Source organism: Lysinibacillus sp. NPDC059133, assembly GCF_042755925.1.
Taxonomy (GTDB): domain Bacteria; phylum Bacillota; class Bacilli; order Bacillales_A; family Planococcaceae; genus Lysinibacillus.
In genome coordinates this window covers 97,479-115,145 of the sequence record NZ_JBHZDH010000010.1, presented here as the reverse complement: position 1 = coordinate 115,145, position 17,667 = coordinate 97,479, and the positions used below count along the sequence as shown (strand labels likewise).

Sequence of the window (17,667 nt, the reverse complement as noted above, 5' to 3'; positions counted from 1 at the left end):
AGATTTTTTGTTTTAAACATACAAATTTTTTTTTTTTTTTTTGTTTTATTTTTTATATTTGATATAAATTTCATTATTATTTTATTAAAAAAATTGATGGTCGATTAAAATAAAAGCGGTTCTGTTCTCTATTTAGAAAGAGAACAGAACCGCTTTATTGTTAGTAAAGAAACTATAGCTTCTTATTTTACATACTGATCAGGATTCACAATATAGAACTTTTCAATATTAAGCCAGCTTTCGCTCATTGGCTCACCGTCATCAATACGTTTTTCTGTTTCTTGCATCATCCAAGCAGTTTGGGATGCGTGTGCTTGTAAGGCATTAATTTTATCCGTCTTCATTTCACTTATATTGACGACAACATGTGGCTCTCCATTTTTTTCAATGGTATCATTTGCAAAGGCACAGCCTAACACTTGTGGGCGTGCGGCTTTTGGCATACGACGAACAGCTTCTACTACAGCACGTGCAGTTGCCTCATGGTCAGGATGAACTGCGAAACCTGGTAAGAATGTAATGATAAGAGAAGGCATTAACTCTTCTATTAAACCTTCAACAAGCTTTACCATTTTTTCATCGTCTTCAAATTCAATCGTTTTATCACGGAAACCAAGCATACGTAAATCTTGTATTCCCATAGCATCTGCTGCTGCAATAAGCTCCTTACGTCGAATTTCTGGTAAGGATTCACGTGTTGCAAAAGGTGGATTTCCTAAATTACGCCCCATCTCGCCTAAAGTTAAACAGGCATATGTAACAGGTGTATTCATTTTCTTTGTATAGTAGGCAATTGTTCCAGCAACTGAAAAAGCCTCATCATCTGGGTGAGGGTAAACAATTAAAATATGACGTTGCGGTTGTAAATTCAAAAAGTCGTCCCCCTTAGTAAGTAAATGGCGTTTCGCTAATTTCAAGTGCAATCGCCAATTTACCTGAGTAGTCTAGTCCAGCCATTAATAAACGGCCTAAATCATCTAATTCAAAATGTGTGATGCCTTGCGCATAAACCCAGCCATGTGCCATTTTTAAGCCAACACGATGGGGTGAATCATCTACCACTTTAGCAAGTTCATAGTTGATTTTAGCATTACGAATAAAAGCACCTGCATTAAAAAATTTCTCATCAAAGTGTGCTGCATAAGAACCGTTCGTCGTCTCAAGATGGATATAAACGTCTTTGTTGGCGAAAGAATTCAATAATTCCTGTAACGTCTTTACTTGTACTTCTTGCATCTTAACACTCCTCTCGATTATTTCTATTTTAAGTATAGTCAAAAAAGATGACAAAGGGAAATTGAAAGGCTTTTGTTGCCAACCTAATAATAAACGTCACTTATAAATACAGAAATTTCTTTATTTTAAAATAATTATTATTCACTATTTATATAGGGTTAATTACTTGAAAAAACTATTCTGATGTATCAATATAGGACACATGAAACAGATTAATATAAATTGTGTCGTTATAATTTGTATGCGGTTTCATAAATAAAATATGGGGAGATTGATACTATGATTTATGCAAATCCTAATACTCCGGGCGCAGTAGTAAATTTCAAAGAAAAATATGATAACTTTATCGGTGGCGAATGGGTTCCTCCAGTAAAAGGTCAATACTTTGAAAATAAAACACCTGTAACAGGTCAAGTTTTCACAAAAGCAGCTCGTTCAACAGTTGAAGATATTGAGCTTGCTCTTGATGCAGCACACGCAGCAAAAGATGCATGGGGTAAAACAAGCGCAACTGAGCGTGCATCTATTTTAAATAAAATCGCAGATCGTATTGAAGAAAACTTAGAAATGATTGCTGTTGCAGAAACATGGGATAATGGTAAAGCAGTTCGCGAAACTTTAAACGCAGATATTCCTTTAGCAATTGATCACTTCCGTTATTTTGCAGGTGTCATCCGTGCACAAGAAGGGCGTACAACACAATTAGATAACGACACTGTTGCATATCACTTCCAAGAGCCACTAGGTGTAGTTGGCCAAATCATTCCTTGGAACTTCCCAATTTTAATGGCTGCTTGGAAAATTGCTCCTGCACTTGCAGCAGGTAACTGTATCGTGATGAAACCAGCTGAGCAAACACCAGTTTCATTATTAGTGTTAATTGAAACAATTCAAGACATCCTACCAAAAGGCGTACTTAACATTGTAAACGGCTTTGGTGTTGAAGTTGGTAAACCACTTGCAACGAACAAACGAATTGCAAAAATTGCTTTTACAGGTTCAACAGCTGTTGGTCGCCAAATTATGCAATATGCAACTGAAAATATTATTCCTGTGACGTTAGAGTTAGGTGGTAAATCACCAAACGTATTCTTTGAGGACGTAATGGCTTCAGATGATGAATATTTAAATAAAGCAATTGAAGGCTTTGTGATGTTCGCATTAAACTCAGGTGAAATTTGTACTTGTCCTTCACGTGCACTTGTTCAAGAATCCATTTACGATAAATTCATTGAACTTGCATTAGAGCGCGTAAAAGCTATTAAAATTGGTAATCCATTAGATACAGAAGTCATGATGGGTGCTCAAGCTTCTAATGAACAAAAACAAAAAATCCTTTCTTACCTAAAACTTGGTAAAGAAGAAGGTGCTGAGTGCTTAATAGGTGGAGAAGAAAATATTCTTGAAGGCGACCTTGCAGGAGGTAACTACATTAAACCAACAGTTTTCAAAGGTCATAATAAAATGCGAATCTTCCAAGAAGAAATCTTTGGCCCAGTGCTTGGCGTGACTACATTCAAAGATTTTGATGAAGCAATGGAAATTGCAAATGATACAGAATATGGTTTAGGTGCTGGTGTTTGGTCACGTTCTGGAGACATCGCTTACCGTGCAGGTCGAGCTATTCAAGCTGGTCGTGTGTGGACAAACACTTATCATCAATATCCAGCGGGTGCTGCATTTGGTGGATTCAAACTTTCAGGTATCGGTCGTGAAAACCACGCAATGATGTTAGATCACTACCAACAAACTAAATGTCTTTTAGTGAGCTACAAAAAAGAAGCACAAGGATTTTTCTAATACCAAAGGATGAATAACAACATGGTAGAACGAGTGATTGCAACAAAAGAGGCTTTAAATTTGATAGAGCTAATTAAGAGTCAGCATGGCGCTATCATGTTTTATCAATCTGGGGGTTGCTGTGATGGCTCAGCGCCGATGTGTTATGTAGAAGGAGATTTTAAAATTGGTGAAAACGATATCTATCTTGGTACAATAGGTGACGTTCCTTTTTACATTCATAGAGCGCAATATGAATATTTTAAGCATACGCAATTGATTATTCATGCGATTGAGGGCAGAGGTGCAAGTTTTTCTTTAGATAGTGTTGAAAATATGCATTTCATTACGAACTCTAGAGTATTCACAACAGAAGAGTACTAAGAAGTAATTATAGAGGGATTCAGTCTAAAAACGCCACATCCTGTGGCATTACCGAAATGACTGACATCGTGTCGGCCTAAGCACAAAACCGATTCCGGACGCATTGTTTATCTGTGCGAAAGCGAAGCGACAGCAACAATTATGCCGAGGCATAATAGATTTGATTGCATCTTTAAATCTATGAAGATTTTTCGAGCAATATTCTTGAAAAAATTATTGAAATATATCAATATAATGAGTGTGAAAGAAATTTTGTACAAAATGTGTCGTTTTGTATTGTATGCGGTTTCACAAACGAATAGATACTGCGACATGATTTCTTCCTTAATTGACGGTTAAAAAGCGCATAGTGTTGAAGGGAATTTTAAACTAGGTAATAACGAATTCTATCTTGGTACAATAGATGACGTTCCTTTAACATTTTATGTATGGCTGTGACAAGGGAAGAAAACGGAAAGCTCATTATCATAGTATAGTAAAAAACCGCGATTCTCTTTTATGACGGAGAATCGCGGCTTTTTTATAATTAACGGTTTTTGGGGGTATGTATTTGTTAATATCGGTTGAGTTTTCGTTCAATGGAATCTAGACGATTGTTGAGATGTGATAGATGTTTATGCATTTGTCTAAATTGTACACTTTGATTTTGCGCATCGGATGTTCTTGTTTGTTCCTGTGCCTCTTCTTCCTGCAATGCTAAAATGGTGGAGAGGGTTGCTAATGAATACCCTATTGTCAAAACCATTGAAGATATTAATTCTACTTTGGTAGAGGTTACATTTCCACCTTGGATACCTATGTCTTCACCTAGGAGACCTGCTTCTTGACCGCCTAGATTAGGTGGATCATCATTTATGTTTTGTTGATTACGTCTTTTCATTTTTCTCCCTCCCATATACAGCTAATATATGGCATATGAAGTAGTAGCGTATCTTGTCCTAAGCGTTTTCCATTAGAAGGAATGATTCTTTTGCTTTAAAATAAAAATTCTTAATTTTCTGATAATAAAATTGATTTTTATGGGAAAATAAAGCAATATAGTAGAAATAAACAGTTGTTTTTAGGGGGGATAGATGTGAATAAAGACTTTAAATATTGTAAAGAATCAAAAGTTATGCGTACAAGTCGCGTTTTTCCGAATGATATTAACAATCATAATACACTGTTTGGCGGCCGATTAATGAGTGACATCGATCAAGTAGCTTCCATTTCTGCTGCAAAGCATAGTCGTAGGGATTGCGTGACAGCCTCAACGGATTCTGTAGACTTCTTGCATCCAATACGCCCGACTGATTCGGTATATTTCGAATCTTATGTAACGTGGACAGGGACATCTTCAATGGAAGTTTTCGTAAAGGTCATTTCTGAGAATTTGAAAACGGGCGAACGCAAGGTAGCGGCAACAGCATTATTAACCTTTGTTGCATTAGATGAAAATAATAAACCAACGCCAGTGCCATCTGTCATTCCGGAAACAGTAGAGGAGACAAAGCTACATGAAACCGCAGCTGTACGAGCAAAAGCGCGTGCAGAGCGCAAAAAGGAAAGTAAGGCAATGGCCCAATTCATTTCGATGAACGATCCATGGGATTGACGGCCGGAAATGATGGAGAACTACAAAAGGCATCTGATAACTATACAGATGCCCTTTTCGTTTTTAAATTTCTGTCACTGTTACTTGTGGTGCGCCGAAACGAGATTTAGCACCGTGCATAACTGGTCCTACATAGTCATTTAATGCCCAACCGTGAGCGATTGCAGCTGAAACGAATTCTTTTGCTTCAATTACAGCCTCTTTTACTGAAAGACCGTTTGCCAAGTTTGCTGTTACTGAAGCAGCAAATGTGCAGCCTGCCCCATGGTTATAAGTAGAAGCGACTTTTTCAGATTCTAATAAGTAGAATTTTTCACCGTCGAAGAATAAGTCAGTCGCTTTTTCAGTAGCTAATGCTTTTCCACCTTTAATCACAACAGCTTTGGCACCAAGTTCGTGGATTTTACGAGCTGTTGTTTTCATTTCCTCGATTGTTCTTGGTGTGCCAGTTCCGGCTAATTGCCCGGCCTCAAACAGGTTAGGTGTTGTAACTGCGGCTAAAGGTAAAAGATGTTGAATCATTGCATCTGTGTTACCAGGGTTCAAAACTTCATCTTCTCCTTTACATACCATTACAGGATCAATAACAACATTTGCCGTACCAGATTTTGCAATAGCATCACCTGCGATACGAATAATTTCTTCAGTTGATAGCATACCGGTTTTTATAGCGTCAATGCCTGTTGAAAGAGCCGTATCGATTTGTTTTTGCAAAAGCTCTGTCGGTAATGGCGTTACGTTATGAGTCCAACCGTTTGGATCCATTGTTACGACAACTGTTAATGCCACCATGCCATATGTGCCGTGCTCTTGAAATGTTTTAAGGTCGGCTTGCATACCTGCGCCGCCTGATGTATCTGAACCAGCAATCGTTAAAGTTTTTTTAAGAACCATGTGGAAGATCTCCTTTATAGATGGAATTTTAAAATTATCATCTAGTATAGTCTTATTCTGGGTGTATAAAAATAGTCAGAATTATATATTTTCACAAGGTCAGTTTAACTTCTTTTTCTGATGCTTGAATTCAACATTATTTTTTTGTACCGTTGTAAGAAGAGAAAGGGGCTTATATTACGATGAAACAAGCATTCCCGAATGATTGGCAAGAAATACTTGTAGAAGAAATAGAAAAAACATACTATACAAAGCTACGTCAATTTGTAGCAGATGAATATGCAGCACAAACAATTTATCCCCCGATAAATGACATAATGAATGCATTTTATATGACGGCTTATCATGACGTAAAGGTCGTAATTTTAGGTCAGGATCCGTATCATGGACCAAACCAAGCACATGGATTAAGCTTTTCAGTCATGCCGGGAATCCCACATCCACCAAGCCTACGAAATATGCTAAAGGAATTACAGGATGATCTTGGCTGTCCAAGCCCTCAGAACGGAACATTAACAAAATGGGCACAGCAGGGTGTAATGTTATTGAACACTGTATTAACTGTTCGAGCAGGTCAGGCGAACTCCCATAAAGAACAAGGATGGGAGCAATTTACGGATGCTGTCATCGATAAATTAGCATCAAGAGATAAACCAATTATTTTTGTGCTTTGGGGTAAACCAGCACAACGAAAAAAACAATTAATTCGTAAATACTCAACGCCACATTTAATTTTAGAAGCACCTCATCCAAGTCCACTTAGTGCTTATCGAGGTTTTTTTGGCAGTAAACCATATTCGAAGATCAATGCACAGTTAGTGGAATGGGGAGAGCAACCAATTGATTGGTCTCTAGCTTAGATTGGCACAAATCATATATCTTCATTCAAATGTTTTGTAGCAAAAGTGAAGCATCAACTATAATAGACTCCTACCTCTGAGGATGGTTACCTGAATGAAGATAAGCCTCCGGCGGATGTCACGGATTTTGAATTGTGCTGGCACAATTCAAAATCCGGACGCAATTACGCCAAGGCGAAATTGATACACTTATAATTTCATGTTACAGTTTATAATAGAAGAAAGTGAGGAACAACGATGAAGGTAAATTGTTTCAAATGTCAATATTTCAAAGTAACATGGGACCCACAAACGCCGCGGGCCTGTGTAGCATATGGCTTTAAAACGAAGCAAATACCATCCGTTGTCGTTAAACAATCCTCTGGCACGGACTGTCTAAAGTTTGTGCCAAAAGCAGAAAGTGGGAGAATGCAATGATTCCTTATCAAGCCGTTATTCAACAACTAGAAAAACAATTATCTGGTGTCAAAAATGCTGGAAACGAACAACAAATTCGTGAAGCCTTAACAGCAATCCGAGCATTATGCGATGTGGTATTAGACGCATCTGACGGCATTTCTAAAGCACAGTCAAAACATTTGCCACAAATGCTAGTGTCAGAGCCGAAGCAAACAAGTTTATATACAGCAAAAATTGAAGAAGAAGACGGAGCGAATGGTGATTCAATTTTTGACTTTTAATCATGATTAAAGGTAGGGTAAATGATATGAAAAAATTTATCGTGACAGGTGCACTTCACGGCTTTTTAGCAGTGGCACTGGGTGCATTCGGTGCACATGCTTTAAAAGAAGTTCTAGACGATTATAGTCGCGGGATTTGGGAAACAGCTGTGCAGTACCAGATGTTTCAAGCTACGGCTATCCTTATTATTGGTATATTGATGAGCTCCAAACTACTAGGTGAGGTCAAGCAGTTAAATTTGGCTGGAATCTTTTTCAACCTAGGTATTGTCTTCTTTTCAGGAAGCTTATATGTACTGGCAATCAGCGGCGTTAAAGTTCTAGGTGCTATTACACCAATTGGTGGTGTTCTATTTTTAGCTGGCTGGGTTTTAATTATAGTAGCTGCGCTTAAACATGCTCGATAAAATTCAGTTGAATATAGATATTCCTACAAAGTTACTCCTTTGCACTATGTGTGAGGGAGTTTTTGTTTAGTACAAACATGTATGTGGATTAGCCATTTTTATCCACTCTGATTTATTAAAAGGCGCTGATTTCCGCTACGGGCTACTCGCTTTCCCGGGGGAAGCTTTGCCCTGCGACGAAAGCGAAGCGACAGAAACACTCGAGTAGCCCTACGCTACAATCAGTTGAAATGAGAATATATTAGCAAAATAGCAATAAAAAAATCTTTTTATCGCTCAATAATAAACCTATTTTTTCCTAATCAACAATATAATTTCTATAGAATGGTAGTTTTAATTCCTATTGTTTTTGTAAGGATTTATAGTACACTATAGTTATCAAATAAGTTCGACAAATGGGAAGTGGGGTTTTGTAATATGGAGAAGCTTTTTACTTTACTAGATCATAACTATGATGAAATGGTAGCGATTCGTCGTCATCTACATGAATATCCGGAATTATCCTTTGAGGAAGTGGAAACACCAGCGTATGTAGCTGCTTTTCATCGAGCGTTAGGACATGAGGTTCGTGAGCATGTAGGTGAACGTGGTGTTGTTGCAACTTTACGTGGAGGGAAGCCGGGTAAAACAGTGGCATTACGTGCTGATTTTGATGCACTAGCCATTCAGGAGGAAAATGACATTCCTTATAAGTCAAAAGTAGATGGTAAAATGCATGCATGTGGACATGATGGTCATACTGCAACATTACTAGGGCTTGCTAAAGCACTGCATGCAATGAAGGATGACATTGCAGGTAATGTAGTTTTTATTCATCAGCATGCAGAAGAAATGGCGCCAGGTGGAGCAAAACCTATGATTGAAGATGGCTGTCTAGACGGGGTAGATGTTATTTTCGGTACACATTTATGGGCCCCTACACCATTGGGCGATATATTGGTGAGAGATGGGGCAATTATGGCTGCCGCGGATAAGGTGGAAATTACGATTCAAGGTAAAGGTGGTCACGGTGCGGAGCCGCATCATTCTATTGATGCTGTTACACTTGCGTCGCAGTTTGTAGTCAATGCGCAGCAGGTTATATCTCGCCGCATTGATCCATTAAAATCAGCTGTTTTAACAATTGGTCATTTTGAGGCCATTAACCCTTTTAATGTTATTGCAGAACGAGTAGTGTTAGCTGGAACAGTCCGAACTTTTGAGGAGCCGGTACGCAAACAAATGGAGCAAGAGCTTGAAGCCGTTTTAAATGCCACTTGTTTGGCCTTTGGTGCAAGCTATGAGTATCGTTATACAAGGGGCTATCCACCTGTTTACAACCACGTGAAAGAAACAGAATTTATTGCACAACTGGCAGCTAATATACCAGGAGTAGAAAATATTATAACGTGCCCACCATTTATGATTGGTGAGGATTTTGCGTATTATTTAGAGAATGTACCAGGTACATTTTTCTTCACGGGTGCTAAAAAGCCAGAGTGGGAAGTAGCATATCCTCATCATCATGCACGCTTTGATTTTGATGAGCGTGCAATGTTGATTGCTGCTAAAACTTTAGGGAAAGCAACATTGCAATTTTTACAGGAAAATCAATAATAAGCTCTCTTAGGGCTTTCAATAAAAATTGGCATGCTAGGAGGTATCCTACCATGCCAATTTTTGATCCAACAGTAAATATCCACGTATATTACTCATTTTATACGAAGGACATTTGCGGACAATCAGACCCAATTGGGAGCCAAAACGAAACTTGTATTGCAACGAAGTATGAGCAAAACGTAGCGAAGGAGTACCCTTTTGCTCTGATCCTCCTTGCTATTGAGGAGTGGAATTTAGAAAAAAATACGAACTTATGAATAGCTCATTTCAATTATGGATTTTGGTTAAAATAAGCCATTTCTTCATCATATTCAGCAAAATCAAAGTAAATCATTGGGAATAGGAAACGATGATTTGATTTGAGTTCACGTAAAATAACATGGTCTCGGCCAGCAGCTTCTACAACGCCTCGCACTATTTTCGTGTTTTTTCCTGGCTCAACCGCATGCTCGAAGGAAAAATGGAAAGTACCAGGCTTTCCGCGATTCAAACGAAAAATATTTTCAATATACGATTGCTCCCGTCCAGGTGGTCGTGCTCCAGTCGTCTGTGGAGGCATTACCTGTGGAGGCATTTGTTGTTGCGTTGTCGGTGTCCAATAATAAGGCATCATAAGTTATCAACCTTCTTTCTTTTAGATTTGAGAACAATCTTCTTCGGTTGGCGAGAAGAAGCAATGTGCTTTGAATCTTCCCGTGTTCCACTGACCATACCATTGTGCTGGACAATCTCCCTCAGATCTGAAAAACCATAACGAACGAGTCGCCGGATGGAATCTTCGCCTTGAATAACTCTCCTTGCTAATCGGAGGTCTTGATCACGTGCTCGTTGATAAAAATAGCCTTTTACTGTCGCTTCAAAGCCCCCAGGACGCTGATAAACTATTTGTTCAATTGTACGAACGTCCGTAAAATCTAAACAATCTGCTCGTACACGATTGACGCCAACATTGCCGACCATCAGCTTACCTAAGTTCCCTTCACCTTCTGCCTCGGCGCGCATAAGCCTTGCTAGCATGGCTGTTTGTGCATCATTCGTCTTTATAACAGCGATTTTTACTCCTCCTCGCAGACAGTATATGCATGATGGTATTGTAGACATGTTCAATTTCGATGAAAGAAATTCACAATTTAAAATTGCTAAGCATATATTAGTAATGACGAGTCGTTTGTAAAAGAGGGCCAGGTTTAAAAAAATTTGATTCATGACCATAACGTGGGGTTGATTCGCATAGGCCGTGTAACTTTAGCCATCATCTACTACGTTCGCTCCAGATATTATCTGTGACGCTAATCCCCAAGATATCTCCTAGATTCCGCTCAATTAAATGGCATGCGTTTTAACAAATTTCAGCCCCAACTTTGGTGATACGCCTAATTTTTATAAAATGGGTAAAGAGAGAATAGAAAATATAATCGGAACGTGAGATAGGGAATTGCATGTGTATTGAATACATGTGAGGTGATAAGGTATGGAGATTGGTGTTTGGGTAGGTATTTTGTTGAGTGCTGTGCTGGCATTTTTAGTAGGGAGTTTTTACGGACAGCCACTCCATTGGTATCTCTTTATATTAATAATCGTAGTAGGATTTTTCATTAATACGATAATATTAATTTTGAAGGTTAAGGATGAAAGGTCTTGAGGCACAGTGCAGCCATATGAAAATAAGAAAGTGTCATCGTAATGGGTGACACTTTCTTATTTTTTTGATTGAGTAGGTGGAATCTGATGTTTTGCAAGTATATTAAAAATAAACGGTGACATACTAAAGTTGGAAATTATTTTTTTGCTTGCATGAAGGAGTGTTATAATGCATATTTTTGGTACGTTTGTAGCAATTATCATAAGTGCATTCATCGCCGTTGGAATAGCAGAATACTATCACCAACCTTATAATTGGTATTTAGTTTTCTTGATGATTCTAGCTGGTTTTTTTATTCATACAATTATTTTAATATTGGAAACAGAGAACAGCGAGGAAAACGAATATTAAAAAATGCGAGTCCGATTGTAGGGACTCGCATTTTTATATTTACAGGAATTTAAATTAGACAGTTAAGAATGTCACAAGTTTTTCTTGATCAAGAAGGTTACCAACGAAGAATGCACCGAACTCACCATAGCGAGCTGAAACTTCATCAAAACGCATTTCATAAACTAATTTTTTGAATTGTAGTACGTCATCTGCGAATAGTGTTACGCCCCATTCGTGATCGTCGAAGCCAACAGAACCAGTAATAATTTGTTTAACTTTACCAGCGTAGCCACGACCAATCATACCGTGAGAACGCATTAGAGATTTGCGCTCATCCATTGGAAGCATGTACCAATTATCATTGCCTTGACGACGCTTATCCATTGGATAGAAGCATACATGCTTAGCACGAGGAAGTTCAGGATATAGACGAGCACGCACATGTGGATTTTGGTAAGGGTCTTCGTCTGAATCACCTGCTAAATAGTTAGAAAGCTCTACAACAGATACATATGAATATGTAGGAATTGTAAAATCAGCAATCGCTAATTTATTGAATTCAGCTTCAAGCTCTTGTAGCTCCTCCATTGTTTCACGTAAAGTCATGATCATAAAGTCAGCTTTTTGACCAACGATTGCGTAAAATGCATGGGCACCTGTTTTAGCGATATCAGCTTCGTTTAATTTTTCTAAATAGGCAATGAATTCTTCTACTGCTGCTTGGCGTTCCTCAGCAGAAACTAGTTTCCATGAAGCCCAGTCGATTGAGCGAAAATCATGTAAAGCGTACCAACCATCTAAAGTAATTGCTGCTTCATTCATTATTAAAAACACTCCTTTATAAGTGAATACCATTCGAAATTTAGTTTATCATAGTTTGTACAAAATCCCTAAGTTCATGATTGTATTTCACGAATTTGACACCTTCCATAGATAATGTATTCTAAAGAGAATAGATGTAAACAGAGGAGCTCCAATCATGAAAAGTATTTTACAACAGCCGATTTGGCGTTTTTACGATCAATCCATTAGCGCGAAGCAAAGATCGCCACTTGAATCCTTTGCAACAGACGATACTTTATGTCAGCTAGTTGGGCAATTAGACTCTCCACCAACTATTCGTACATGGGTAACTAAACTGTTACGATAAATTTAGACAAAACTATACAAATCTGTATAGAAGCATAGATTTATAACAGAATACCCTTCGTATCAAGCGATTGGTGCGAACTCCACGTTAATTGCTTTTAACTCCTAAAGCCTTGTGACCAAAGCGGAGCTGAAAACGGCAGACGTAACGGTGCGAAAGCAGAAAAAACAACAAGGATGGCATAAGCTGAAAAAAATTACTCAGTGTCCGTAAAGGATCATCGTGACAACGGAAAACGGTAGCGCTAAGTGCTTTTGCAATGGATGTTTAGCAGCGAACTCCTAAATCTCTAATGAGACAAGGAAGACGTTCAACGACTATCTCCTTGAGGGAGAGTAAAACCGCAAGCGAATGGCGGAAGAAAAATGTGGCTCTTATCAGAAGATAAGATGAAGATATAGTCTGCGCTTATGTGAAAGCATAAGAGGTCTACTTGTGAGAGAAAGACTGCATGAAGGGTTGCGCCTTCGTGTGAACAAGAAAAATAGATACAAATTTTAAAAATGTTAACAACCTCTCTAAATAGGGTAAAGTGATTTTATCATAGCGAAAGAGAGGTAGTGCACATGGAATGAATGTCCATTGGAAAATTTGCTAAACGCTGTAATTCGTAATTTTTATAAGCGACTTAACGACATCCGAACAAACCATTTACATCAGTGTTCTAATGAGATTGTGAAAACCAAGCCATCTCGTATTGTAATGGAACATTTAAATGTAAAAGGGTTGATGAAAAATAAACATCTGGCGAAGGCGGTAGCCGGGCTATGAATTTAAACGACAAATTCAATATAAATGTGAAAAGTATGGAATTGAATTTGTTGAAGCCGACAGATGGTTTCCATCATCAAAAACTTGTTCTTCTTGTGGACAAATCAAATCCGATTTGAGACTGAAAGACAGATTATTTATCTGCTCTTGCGGATTAAAGCTGGATAGAGATTTGAACGCAATCATTAACTTAGCAAATTATTCAATCTAAGGAATTTAACTGAAACTAATCCTTAGATGTGTACGCAACGATACTGCGGAATTTAAGCCTTTGGAGAGTCATACTAAATGGCAGTAGCTTCGGCGAAACCAGACTCGGAGAATAAGGAAGACACAAAACGAAAGTCATAAGATATAGGTTGTGTCACAGTAGAGATGTTTACATTTTTTAAGAAATGTATATGTTTTTCGTATCGGTACATGATGCATCTGTTGTGCTCGGTATTCAGGATCACCGTTTACCATATGTGCAGCACGGTATGGACTTGCTCAAAGCACATGGCTATCATCCTATTGTACGCAATTCAGGCGGATTAGCAGTTGTGCTTGATGAAGGTGTACTGAATATTTCTATTGTTTTATCTGAACAAACGGAAGCGCTTAGTATTAATGATGGTTATGATGTAATGGTAGCTTTAGTAAAAAGCTTGTTCCCAGAAGTAGCGGATCAAATTGAAGCCTATGAAATTGTAGGCTCTTATTGTCCAGGTTCCTATGATTTAAGTATTAAAGGAAAGAAATTTGCTGGTATTTCTCAGAGACGCTTACGTCAAGGGGTAGCAGTGCAAATTTATTTATGTATTGAAGGAAGCGGCTCAGAACGAGCAGCACTCATTCGTGACTTTTATGCGGTAAGTCTAAAAGGTGAGGAAACAAAATTTACGTATCCTACTATTGTCCCTGATGTGATGGCGTCATTATCTGAACTTATAGACGCATCATTAACAGTGGAAGCTGTAATTATTCGTTTACAGCAACTTCTTCACAATATGGCAGAAGAAATTCGAGTTGAATCTTTTCATGATGAAGAAATAACGCTATATGCGTTTTATTTACAACGTATTTTAGAACGGAATACGAAAATGCTTGAACCGAAGTGAAGCATAATCAGTGAGGGGTACCACGCGAGATAGATCGTTTCAAAGAAAAAAAGCGATGCTGCTAATTAAGCGCATCGCCATTTTCTTGAAAAGGGCTACTTACAACAAGATTTCCGTTTTTCTCCATTTTGAAAACAGGTGCAATTCGTTCATCCTCTTCATCTAGTGTTACTAGTCGTCTAGCACGGTTCATAATTTGTACAAATTGTTCGTAATCTTTTCGAATAGCTCTATTTTCTTCTTCTAGCTGTGTAATGGTTTTCTCTAGTTTTTTATTTTTCTCAGATGTTACGTGTACTAGTTGTCTCCATTTTGTAGACTCATTACCTATTTCACCAGAGTGTTGTAAACGTAGTAAATAGGCTATGACAATATCAAGATTTAATGCAGATAGAGGAATTGATTTACCCTCTGCGGCGCTACTATTGACTGTAAACATACTAGAAGCACGGCGTCTTGCTGGAGCTCCTAACACTCGCATTCTTTCTTTTCTTTCTTTTTTGGCTTCTGATAATTGTTCCTCGTATTCTTTGCGAACAACAGCATTCCAACGAAAACCACATGCAGCAGCAGTACGATTTAAAGCATCACCAGCTTCTTCAAAGGCATTTAACTGTGTACTACCTTCCGTCACATGACGAATAACCGCCTCTGCTAATAATTCATCATTTTCTTCTAACCAAGCATCTTGTCTGACTTTACTCATATTAAAATCCTCCCACCTTTATTTGGAACTTTTTATTTACAACTAGCATGACCAATCTTTTAACCTTTTATTCATCTATGTGGAAGGAATTATTATGCTTGAATACAAGGGGAAAAATGCGATACAATACCCGATGTAGGTTTGTACGTATGCTACATACTTAACTATGTGAAAGTCATACGTTCAATAGAGACGAATTTTTGATTTTTTGATTAAAAAAATACTATATAGAAAGGGTTGTTGACAAAATGGCAAACGAATTTAAAGTTTGCGATGAATGTCAGGCCGTTAACTTAAAAACGTTAATTCCAAAATTAAAGGAAATCGATCCTGATGCAACCATCGAAATTGGCTGTCATTCCTATTGCGGCCCAGGACGTAAAAAAACATTTACCTTTGTAAATAGCCGTCCTGTTGCTGCATTAACGGAAGAAGAACTAATGGAAAAGGTTTTAGCAAAGTTAAAGAAATAAATAAACAAAACGCTATCTTCACTAGTCTAGTTGGAGATAGTTTTTGTTTTTTTTGTATGGATTTTTAATATCGACGGAAAGAAGAGTTAGAACGACGGAAAGAATCGACGAAGCGACGGAAAGAACTATCGAAGTGACGGAAAGAAGAGCCAGGGCGACGGAAAGCCATGCAGGCGACGGATAGAAGAGGCGAACCGACGGAAAAGAATCGACGAAGTGACGGAAAGAAGAGCCAAAGAGACGGAAAGAACCATCGAAGCGGCGGAAGGTTCACGTTCAAATCGCCTCATCACTTGGAAATTAGGTCAATAGAAACCTAAAATAAGTCGAGAATACAGTGAGTTAGGTTGATAGTCTCTATAATTAAAAGGTAATATGTATGCTAGTCCTGTATTTATCGCATATAATAGAACAAATAGGAAACGGGGGTGCTGTACAATTGACACATTATGCAAAAGCTAAATTACAAGAGGAAAAAGTATTCAAGGATCCAGTGCATCGCTATGTGCATGTACGGGATCAAGTAATTTGGGATCTAGTTGGCACGAAAGAATTTCAGCGACTACGTCGAATTCGCCAGCTCGGTACAACATTTTTAGTATTCCACGGAGCAGAGCATAGCCGCTTTAGTCACTCACTTGGCGTTTACGAAATTGTACGCCGCATAGTAGATGATATATTTGCAGGTCGTCCGGAATGGGATGAAGATGAACGCCTGCTTGTGCTTTGTGCAGCCCTATTACACGATTTAGGGCATGGGCCATTTTCACATGCCTTTGAAAATGTTTTTGAGCTCGATCATGAATTTTATACAAGACAAATTTTGCTCGGTGATACAGAAGTGAATGCCGTATTAAAAAAAGTATCGGCTGATTTTCCAGAGAAAGTATCACAGGTCATTGAAAAAACATATCCGAATAAGCAGGTCGTTAGTTTAATATCAAGTCAAATCGACGCTGATCGTATGGATTACCTACAGCGCGATGCTTATTTCACTGGTGTAAGCTATGGTCATTTTGATATGGAGCGTATTTTAAGAGTAATGCGTCCACGAAAAAATCAGGTCGTTATCAAGGCGACGGGGATGCATGCGGTAGAGGATTATATAATGAGCCGCTATCAAATGTACTTACAAATTTATTTCCACCCAGTATCTCGCAGTGCAGAGGTTGTATTAAATAATATTTTAAAACGAGCTAAGCAACTAAGCTTGGCAGGCTATAAATTTAAGCACGAGCCCACACACTTTTTAGCATTTTTCCGCAACTCCATTACGCTTGAGGATTATCTTGCATTAGATGAGAGTATTCTTTTTACATATTTTCAGCTTTGGATGCAAGAAGAAGATGCTATATTAAGTGACTTAAGCCGCCGCTTTGTCAATCGAAAGCTATTTCAGTACATCGATTTAGATCCAGGTGTAGAGCTAGATAAATATCAAAAATTACAAGAGCTCTTCAAGCAAGCTGATTTAAATCCAGAATATTACCTTGTCCACGATACGACAGCAGATTTACCTTATGACTTTTATCGACCAGGAGAAGAAGAAGTCCGTGTTCCTATTTTCTTAGAAATGAAAAATGGAGAGCTACGAGAGCTTTCACGTGAATCTATTATTGTTGATTCTATTTCCGGCCGCATGAAGCGAGATCATAAAGTGTATTTCCCGCTAGATTTCCTAGAGGACAACAGTACCCATACTGCTGTGAAGAAACAAATATTAGCCTTGATTCAAGCACAGGGAAAAAATTAATAAAAAATTTTTATGTATAAAAATGTGTATATTAAATAAAGTGGAATAAATAGTATTCCAACATACCAATAGTGAAAAACAGCGAAAGTACTCTATTTGAGTTATTTTCGCTGTTTTTTTGTCGTTGTATAAAGATGAAAAAAGTGGAAACTATATAGAAATTTTTAGAATTTTATAAATAGAAAGTCCGGGATTGTTTAGAATTTGTTTAGTATACTCCTTTATAATGAGGCTTAAACCCTAATGGGGGTGAGACCTATTATTAAAGGTGTCACCAAAGTACTATGGATATATTCTAATTGTACA

General features: G+C 38.0%; 20 protein-coding genes and 3 pseudogenes. 15 read left to right on the top strand and 8 right to left on the bottom strand.

The features are described from left to right. Positions 1-182 precede the first annotated feature (182 nt). Both bshB2 and ACFXN8_RS08140 read right to left on the bottom strand, forming a co-directional pair. Entirely contained in the window at positions 183-872 is a 690-nt protein-coding gene (bshB2, locus tag ACFXN8_RS08145; RefSeq protein WP_376075033.1) for a bacillithiol biosynthesis deacetylase BshB2, read from the bottom strand. Positions 873-885: 13 nt separating this feature from the next. Next, positions 886-1,236: a YojF family protein gene (locus ACFXN8_RS08140; protein ID WP_053484519.1), complete on the bottom strand. Its 351-nt coding sequence runs from the start codon at positions 1,234-1,236 to the stop codon at positions 886-888. Positions 1,237-1,515: 279 nt separating this feature from the next. On the opposite strand from ACFXN8_RS08140, the gene exaC reads away from it, so the two are divergent. Both exaC and ACFXN8_RS08130 read left to right on the top strand, forming a co-directional pair. Then, entirely contained in the window at positions 1,516-3,036 is a 1,521-nt protein-coding gene (exaC, locus tag ACFXN8_RS08135) for an acetaldehyde dehydrogenase ExaC (protein WP_328007773.1), read from the top strand. 21 nt (positions 3,037-3,057) lie between these two features. Further along, complete coding sequence (locus tag ACFXN8_RS08130; protein WP_376075031.1) at positions 3,058-3,399, top strand: DUF779 domain-containing protein; 342 nt, start codon at positions 3,058-3,060, stop codon at positions 3,397-3,399. Between the two features lie 553 nt (positions 3,400-3,952). Here ACFXN8_RS08130 and ACFXN8_RS08125 read toward each other — a convergent pair. Further along, positions 3,953-4,279: a hypothetical protein gene (locus ACFXN8_RS08125; protein ID WP_376075029.1), complete on the bottom strand. Its 327-nt coding sequence runs from the start codon at positions 4,277-4,279 to the stop codon at positions 3,953-3,955. A gap of 195 nt (positions 4,280-4,474) precedes the next feature. Between ACFXN8_RS08125 and ACFXN8_RS08120 the strand changes: the two genes are divergently transcribed. Then, positions 4,475-4,993 (top strand): acyl-CoA thioesterase, encoded by a 519-nt coding sequence (locus ACFXN8_RS08120; protein ID WP_386844196.1) that lies wholly within the window; start codon positions 4,475-4,477, stop codon positions 4,991-4,993. Between the two features lie 63 nt (positions 4,994-5,056). Here the strand turns inward: ACFXN8_RS08120 and thiD are convergent, their stop codons facing one another. Then, complete coding sequence (gene thiD / locus ACFXN8_RS08115; RefSeq protein ID WP_386844194.1) at positions 5,057-5,887, bottom strand: bifunctional hydroxymethylpyrimidine kinase/phosphomethylpyrimidine kinase; 831 nt, start codon at positions 5,885-5,887, stop codon at positions 5,057-5,059. A 182-nt stretch (positions 5,888-6,069) separates the two neighbouring features. Between thiD and ACFXN8_RS08110 the strand changes: the two genes are divergently transcribed. The 6 genes from ACFXN8_RS08110 to ACFXN8_RS08085 all read left to right on the top strand — a co-directional run bounded on the left by ACFXN8_RS08110 (position 6,070) and on the right by ACFXN8_RS08085 (position 9,690). Beyond that, complete coding sequence (locus ACFXN8_RS08110; protein WP_376075025.1) at positions 6,070-6,747, top strand: uracil-DNA glycosylase; 678 nt, start codon at positions 6,070-6,072, stop codon at positions 6,745-6,747. A 237-nt stretch (positions 6,748-6,984) separates the two neighbouring features. Then, on the top strand, positions 6,985-7,164 hold the full coding sequence (locus ACFXN8_RS08105; RefSeq protein WP_068985233.1) for a uracil-DNA glycosylase: 180 nt from the start codon (positions 6,985-6,987) through the stop codon (positions 7,162-7,164). Then, positions 7,161-7,427: a YwdI family protein gene (locus ACFXN8_RS08100; protein ID WP_386844192.1), complete on the top strand. Its 267-nt coding sequence runs from the start codon at positions 7,161-7,163 to the stop codon at positions 7,425-7,427. Before ACFXN8_RS08105 ends, ACFXN8_RS08100 begins: the two co-directional genes overlap by 4 nt. A gap of 26 nt (positions 7,428-7,453) precedes the next feature. Next, positions 7,454-7,834 carry a DUF423 domain-containing protein gene (locus tag ACFXN8_RS08095; protein ID WP_249075208.1) on the top strand — a complete coding sequence of 127 codons (381 nt, stop codon included), beginning with the start codon at positions 7,454-7,456 and terminating at the stop codon, positions 7,832-7,834. Between the two features lie 417 nt (positions 7,835-8,251). Then, positions 8,252-9,430 carry a M20 family metallopeptidase gene (locus ACFXN8_RS08090; RefSeq protein ID WP_386844189.1) on the top strand — a complete coding sequence of 393 codons (1,179 nt, stop codon included), beginning with the start codon at positions 8,252-8,254 and terminating at the stop codon, positions 9,428-9,430. 53 nt (positions 9,431-9,483) lie between these two features. Next, entirely contained in the window at positions 9,484-9,690 is a 207-nt protein-coding gene (locus ACFXN8_RS08085; protein WP_386844187.1) for a hypothetical protein, read from the top strand. Between the two features lie 14 nt (positions 9,691-9,704). On the opposite strand, the gene gerQ is transcribed toward ACFXN8_RS08085, so the two are convergent. Together gerQ and ACFXN8_RS08075 are read right to left on the bottom strand one after the other, a co-directional pair. Then, positions 9,705-10,046, bottom strand: a complete 342-nt coding sequence (gene gerQ, locus ACFXN8_RS08080) for a spore coat protein GerQ (RefSeq protein ID WP_082172840.1) — start codon at positions 10,044-10,046, stop codon at positions 9,705-9,707. A gap of 21 nt (positions 10,047-10,067) precedes the next feature. Continuing rightward, positions 10,068-10,450: pseudogene (locus tag ACFXN8_RS08075) on the bottom strand (cell wall hydrolase). 793 nt (positions 10,451-11,243) lie between these two features. On the opposite strand from ACFXN8_RS08075, the gene ACFXN8_RS08070 reads away from it, so the two are divergent. Then, entirely contained in the window at positions 11,244-11,426 is a 183-nt protein-coding gene (locus tag ACFXN8_RS08070) for a hypothetical protein (RefSeq protein ID WP_370048164.1), read from the top strand. A 54-nt stretch (positions 11,427-11,480) separates the two neighbouring features. Here the strand turns inward: ACFXN8_RS08070 and hemQ are convergent, their stop codons facing one another. Further along, complete coding sequence (gene hemQ, locus ACFXN8_RS08065) at positions 11,481-12,230, bottom strand: hydrogen peroxide-dependent heme synthase (protein WP_376075021.1); 750 nt, start codon at positions 12,228-12,230, stop codon at positions 11,481-11,483. Between the two features lie 157 nt (positions 12,231-12,387). Between hemQ and ACFXN8_RS08060 the strand changes: the two are divergent. The 3 genes and pseudogenes from ACFXN8_RS08060 to ACFXN8_RS08050 all read left to right on the top strand — a co-directional run. Then, positions 12,388-12,540, top strand: a pseudogene (locus ACFXN8_RS08060) (octanoyltransferase); the annotation flags it as partial. 624 nt (positions 12,541-13,164) lie between these two features. Continuing rightward, positions 13,165-13,540 (top strand): annotated as a pseudogene (locus ACFXN8_RS08055) (RNA-guided endonuclease InsQ/TnpB family protein); the annotation flags it as partial. A gap of 190 nt (positions 13,541-13,730) precedes the next feature. Continuing rightward, on the top strand, positions 13,731-14,429 hold the full coding sequence (locus tag ACFXN8_RS08050; protein ID WP_386844184.1) for a lipoate--protein ligase family protein: 699 nt from the start codon (positions 13,731-13,733) through the stop codon (positions 14,427-14,429). A gap of 61 nt (positions 14,430-14,490) precedes the next feature. Here the strand turns inward: ACFXN8_RS08050 and ACFXN8_RS08045 are convergent, their stop codons facing one another. Then, positions 14,491-15,135 (bottom strand): RsfA family transcriptional regulator, encoded by a 645-nt coding sequence (locus ACFXN8_RS08045; RefSeq protein ID WP_376075017.1) that lies wholly within the window; start codon positions 15,133-15,135, stop codon positions 14,491-14,493. A gap of 248 nt (positions 15,136-15,383) precedes the next feature. Between ACFXN8_RS08045 and ACFXN8_RS08040 the strand changes: the two genes are divergently transcribed. Both ACFXN8_RS08040 and ACFXN8_RS08035 read left to right on the top strand, forming a co-directional pair. Next, on the top strand, positions 15,384-15,608 hold the full coding sequence (locus tag ACFXN8_RS08040; protein WP_049667962.1) for a YuzB family protein: 225 nt from the start codon (positions 15,384-15,386) through the stop codon (positions 15,606-15,608). Positions 15,609-15,987: 379 nt separating this feature from the next. Further along, positions 15,988-17,361, top strand: a complete 1,374-nt coding sequence (locus ACFXN8_RS08035; protein WP_376075012.1) for an HD domain-containing protein — start codon at positions 15,988-15,990, stop codon at positions 17,359-17,361. Positions 17,362-17,667: the final 306 nt, after the last annotated feature.